Origin of the sequence: uncultured Citricoccus sp., from assembly GCF_937871995.1 — a bacterium.
In the GTDB taxonomy this organism is placed as follows: Bacteria; Actinomycetota; Actinomycetes; order Actinomycetales; family Micrococcaceae; genus Citricoccus.
Genome location: NZ_CALMQR010000099.1, coordinates 1 through 5356 on the forward strand (window position 1 = coordinate 1; position 5356 = coordinate 5356).

General features: G+C 69.6%; 5 protein-coding genes and 1 pseudogene. 1 reads left to right on the forward strand and 5 read right to left on the reverse strand.

Annotation, left to right across the window (positions count from 1 at the left end; genetic code table 11):
* The 4 genes and pseudogenes from Q0283_RS11355 to Q0283_RS11370 all read right to left on the reverse strand — a co-directional run.
* Positions 1-842: pseudogene (locus Q0283_RS11355) on the reverse strand (methyltransferase domain-containing protein); the annotation flags it as partial.
* Between the two features lie 71 nt (positions 843-913).
* Entirely contained in the window at positions 914-1420 is a 507-nt protein-coding gene (locus Q0283_RS11360) for a hypothetical protein (protein WP_298044722.1), read from the reverse strand.
* Positions 1421-1584: 164 nt separating this feature from the next.
* Positions 1585-2112 carry a single-stranded DNA-binding protein gene (locus Q0283_RS11365; protein ID WP_298044724.1) on the reverse strand — a complete coding sequence of 176 codons (528 nt, stop codon included), beginning with the start codon at positions 2110-2112 and terminating at the stop codon, positions 1585-1587.
* Positions 2113-2232: 120 nt separating this feature from the next.
* Positions 2233-3084 carry a hypothetical protein gene (locus tag Q0283_RS11370; protein WP_298044725.1) on the reverse strand — a complete coding sequence of 284 codons (852 nt, stop codon included), beginning with the start codon at positions 3082-3084 and terminating at the stop codon, positions 2233-2235.
* 534 nt (positions 3085-3618) lie between these two features.
* On the opposite strand from Q0283_RS11370, the gene Q0283_RS11375 reads away from it, so the two are divergent.
* Positions 3619-5043 (forward strand): FAD-binding oxidoreductase, encoded by a 1425-nt coding sequence (locus Q0283_RS11375; protein ID WP_298044726.1) that lies wholly within the window; start codon positions 3619-3621, stop codon positions 5041-5043.
* 86 nt (positions 5044-5129) lie between these two features.
* On the opposite strand, the gene Q0283_RS11380 is transcribed toward Q0283_RS11375, so the two are convergent.
* Positions 5130-5356 (reverse strand): hypothetical protein (locus tag Q0283_RS11380; protein WP_298044727.1); only part of this gene is annotated, 227 nt, incomplete at its 5' end.

Genomic DNA, 5356 nt, shown 5'->3' on the forward strand with positions numbered 1-5356 from the left:
TCCCCGTCCCGGTCGGGGGCTTCGATGACCGCCGGTTCGACCCAGGCGGCGACGGCGTCCTGGTCGATCTTCGCCCCGGGCTCGCGGCGCCGGAAGATCAGCACGTCGGTCTTCACGTCCGTGCCGGCACTGTCCTGCATCGCCCCGTTCGGCAGGCGGACCGCGCCGACCAGGTCGGCGTAGCGGGCGAATTCCCGGCGGGCCGAGGCCCGCTGGGCGTCCATGGTCCAGGTGGAGGTCATCACCGCCACGTACCCGCCCGGGGCGGTCAGCCGGAGGGACTTGGCGATGAAGTAGTTGTGGATCGACAGGTTCTGCCCGTTGTACTTCGCATCGGCCACCGGGAAGGAGCCGAACGGGACGTTGCCGACCACGGCGTGGAAGCTGTCCTCACCCAGGCGGACCTGTTCGAACCCGGCCGCGTGGACCTCGTGGGAGGGGTGCAGGTGGGCGGCGATCCGCGCGGTCGTCGTGTCGAGCTCCACCCCCACCATCTGGGTCCCGGTGGAGGCCTGGCCGATGAATTCCCCGGACCCGCAGCCCGGCTCCAGGACCCGGCCCCCGGTGAATCCCGCCCGGGACAGGGCACCCCAGATCGCTTGGGCGTGGGCGGGGTCGGTGTAATGGGCGTTCAGGGTGGTGGCCTTGGCCTGCTCCCACCCCTCCGGGCCCAGCAGGTCCCGGACCAGGGCCCGGTCCTCGGGGGAGAAGGTGTCGGCGGTGTCGTCGAAGACCTCCGGCAGCGCCCCCCAGCTGGACCATCGGGACAGCTCGTCCTGGTCCTGGGTGGTGGCGTAGCGTCCGGCGTCATCGAGTTCGGCCAGGGTCTGCAGGGCGGCCACGTTGGCCAGGAACCGGCGGGTGGCGGTGGCCGGGCGCCCGGTGCCTCCGGTCCAGTCGACCGGGGACCCGGTCAGCTTCTCTCGATCTGCTCCCGGTCGGCCTCGGTCACCAGCGGTGGCAGGGTGCTCGCCCCCGGTACCGGGTCCATCCCCTGGGATCGCATCCAGTCGAACACCTGCCCGGCCAGCACCGTCAGCTGGTCGAACACCCGCAGCTGCGCCCGCTTCGGCAGCTTCAACAGGGCCTCGGCCTCCACCGGCTCCACCCGATCCGGGGCCAACTGCATCCCCCGGGACTGCACGATCCCGATCAGGTAGTCCTCGAACTCCTCGCTGGCCCTCTGGTACTGGTCCAGGGACAGCATCAGGTCGATCACCGTCACTTCCCCGTCCGGGTGCGCCGCCTCGAAGGCCTCCACCAGCGTGGTCCCGTACGGCGTCGTCTCGTGCGGGTGCTGCCACACCGTCCGGTCGATCTCCCACCGGTCGACTTCCCAGCCCAGCAGTTCGCTGGTGGTGTCCTGCCGCGGATCCTCGATCGGATCCGGCATCGTCCCGTCCCGCAGCCCGTCCTGCATTTTCGGTTCCTTCCATATCGGCCAGCAGGTCAAACACCGAGATCTGACCGGCCACCTGATTGCTCCGCTTCGCCACGCTCGGGCTCCTTCTCTGACATAACTGCACGACGGCCGGGAAGCGGTCAAGCCCCCGGCCATCGAGCGACGGTGAGTGAACGGTCCGGTTACCGGACGAGCCCGGCGCTCTGGTCCTGATGGGGGACCAACGGCGGCTGCCCGGCCGACCACTCCGCGAACGCCTCCGGCGTCATCTCCTCCGGGCGCAGGCCCTGGCCTGCCGTCCGGTCCGTGGACTTTTCGGGGGAGGAGACCACAGCGGCCGCGTCTCGGTGGGGTTCGCGGGGCAGGACCGCGACCGGGTTGAACTGCATGGAGGCGGCCACGTCCTCGGCCCAGAGACGGTGGTTCAGTCCCGGCTTGCCGGTGCTCGTGGCATACGGCTCCACCCGGTGGTCCCCGGTGACCGTGACCCGGTCGCCCTTGTGCAGACAGGACAGCACGTTTTCGCGCAACTGGGCCCGCTCCACCGCCACGTCGTAGAACGTGGCCTCGGCGTCCTCCCACGTCCGGGAGTCCTCGTTGAAGCGGCGGTTGTTCTCCGCCACCGTCATCACCACCAGCTCCTGGCCGGCCTTGGTCCGCACCGGCCGGGGGTCCCCGGTCAGATTGCCCTGCACCGTCTTCTTGCCCACGCTCACCATCTCCACTCACCACACCCTTCATGCCGTGTGGGCCCTTCAGGCCCCTGTGCTCGTAGTTCGCTCGGGTTGTCTGGACTCGCGGCCGACATACATCCCCGTGGACGGTGCCGCTTAGTCCCCCTTGTCTTCGGGGTCCCGGGCTGGTTGCATGGCGGACCAGGTGGTCCCGTCGGCCGATTCCTCGACTACCACGCTGAGGTCTTCGGGACCACCGATCACGTGCACGGCCACCCCTACCTGGCCGGGAGTCGCGGAGGTGTACGCCAGGCGCACCGCGCCGACTTCGGCCACGGGCCGGGCGCGCAGGCCCAGCGGGTCGGAGGCCCCGTGTTCGATGCCGTCGGCGTCCACGGCGCGGGCGCGGACGTATTTCACCCCGGTGGTGGGGCGGTCGATGACCTTCTCGGTGCGGATGGTCGAGGCTGCGGTGGTCCAGTCGTCCTCGTCGTAGTCCAGCTCGTAGGCCCCCACGGTGCCGGAGTACGCGATCGGTTCCTTGTGCTTGCCGTTCTGCACGCACCCGGCCTCGTGGGTCATCTCCTTGAGCCGGGACCGCAGCTGGGCCACGTTGGGGTGCCACATCATCATCGGTGCCAGCCCGGGAGCACCCTCTTCCCAGACCTTGTGCTCCATGCACATCGCCGCGTACAGCTCGGCGGTCAGGTTCGGGTGCCGGTACCAGCACGCCGGAACGTCCGAGGTCGTCAGCCGGTATTCGCGGATGAACCAGTCCACCCACCGGCGCAACCCGTTCCAGGCGTCCCACTGCTGACCCGGTTCGATCTGGCGCCACCGAATCCCCAACCACTCCGGCGGAGCCTCGGCGGCCAGTGCCGCCTCGACATCGGGGTCGAGGTACGGCAGCGGGGACCCCGAAGCCTCACCGTCCGCCGGCTCGGGGCCGGTCACCGGGGTCAGCCAGGTGTCATCGTCCTCGTCGTCTACCCACGGATTGCCACTCACCGGTGTCACCCTCCTCCACGTTGCTGTCAGATCCGGCAGGACCAATGGCCTGCTCGCAGACAGTTCGAAACGCGAGGGCAGCGGTGTATGTCGGCCGCCCGGCATGCGGGCCGACTGGGCCGAGATGGACGGTGCTGCGCCGTAGTGTTCGAGGCGACTGATGGCCGGCAGAAGGGCGTGCTATATGGGTGATGACCTGAGTTCATGGTTGCGTGTGAGCTGGCTGCGGGACCTGGAAGGGCCCCGTCCCCCGCAGGCCGCCCTTGACGTCCTGGATCTAGCTTCGGTCGGATGGCCGGTGTTCACTGAGCCATGAGATCGTCCGTGGCGCACCAGCGCAGTGGCAGCCCTGGGCCGCCGGAACCCCGATCACCGCGCCGCAGACGGGCGCGCACCTTCCTCGCCGCGCTGGCTCTGATCCTCGTGTTGGTCGTGGGCGGCCCGCAGCTGGCGTTGTGGTCGGGGGATCCGGTTGCGGCGAAGGACTGCGTCGTCAGCCCGGTGCCACCTCTGCCTGCCCAGGCCGCTGCGCGCTTGAGCGCGCCGGTGGACGCGGCGGCATACCCCGGTGGCCTGGCCCAGCAGGGCGGCACGGTGTCCGACGCCAGTTGTTTGACCCGGACCCCGGTCTTCGGCGTCGTCCGGCCCGTCGACGAGGCCCAGGTGCGGACTGCGCTGGCGTTCGCCGAGGAGAACGAGTTGGTCGTTTCCGTCGGGGGCACGCAGCACGCGCTGGGCGGGCAGGCCTCCCACCCCGGGGGGTTGGTGGTGGACATGCGCGGGCTGAACGCGATCACCGTGGACGAGCACGCCAGGACGGCCACGGTGCAGGCCGGAGCGACGTGGCACCAGGTGCTGGAGGCGGTGCACCCGCTCGGGCTGTCGGTCGCCACCATGCCCAGCGTCGACGTGCTCAGCGTCGGGGGCACGGTCTCGGTCAACGCGCACGGACTGGACTTTCGCGCCGGGAGCCTGTCCTCCACGATCCGCTCCCTGCGGGTGATGCTCGCCGACGGCACCGTGCACCGGGTCGGCCCAGAGCAGGAGCCCGAGCTGTTCCAGGCCGTCGTCGGCGGCTACGGGCTCTTCGGGGTGGTGCTCGACGTGGAGCTCAACCTGGTCGACAGCGAAATGTACCGGCTGCGCAGCACCGTCATCCAGCACCGCGACTTCCCGCAGGTCTTCGCCTCGCAGGTGGCCGCCGACGACGCGGTGCGGTTGACCTACACCCACCTGTCGACCTCCCCGGACAGCCTGCTGCAGGAGGCGATCGTCTACACCTACGAGCGGGTCGACACCACCGAGCCGGTCCCGCCGCTGAAGGAGCGGGCCTCGGACCAGGCGAGTCGGCTGATCTTCAACCTGGCCCGCACCGGTGATTTCGGGCAGCGCCTGCGGTGGGCGGCGCAACGCGAGCTGCTGCCCCGGGTGCGCGGTTGTCTGCAGTCGCGCAACGAGGCCCTGCGCGAGGCCGAGGCGTGCATGGTCGGGCGCAACCAGGCGATGTACGAGAGCCTGGGCTTCCTGCAGAACAGGCTCCCGCAGTACACCGACGTGTTGCACGAGTACTTCCTGCCCCCCGACCAGATCGTGCCCTTCCTCGACGAGCTGCGGGCCCAACTCGGCCGTCACGACGCCCAACTGCTCAGCGCCTCGATCCGTTCGGTCCACCGCGAGGACATCGTCCTGGACTACGCGCAAGGGGAGCGGTTCTCCCTGGTGCTCTACCTCAGCCAGGAAGTCAACGACGAGGCCAGCGCAGACATGGCCTCCCTGACGCGTGCCCTGGTCGCATCCTCCCTGGACCTCGGCGGAACGTTCTACCTGCCCTACCAGCAGCACTACACCAGGGAGCAGGTGGCCCAGGCGTACCCGCGGCTCGAGGAGTTCTTCGCCACCAAGCGCCACTACGACCCGGGGCTGCGGTTCCAGAACAGCTTCTCCGCGCGGTTCGGTTGAACGGTGCCTATGGCGTGTCGGCCTTCACCGTAGCCTTGGCAGACGTGCCCTTGGACTGACTGGACCCCTAACGGACGGCGGCGTGGTCAGACCGTGTCGTCGGTGCGGCGTTGGCGCCGGTATTTCCGGGGTGGTCCGTCGATGAGGTTGAGCAGGCGTTGGACCATTTCGTCCACCGCGGCTTGGGCGGATCCTTCACCGGGGTTGGCGGCCATCCACCGGTGCACGCCTTCTTCGCAGATCGAGCACAGCCACATCCCGTCCCCGTTGGCGCGGCGGCATTCGGCACGGTCCAGCAGGTCGGTGCTGGTGG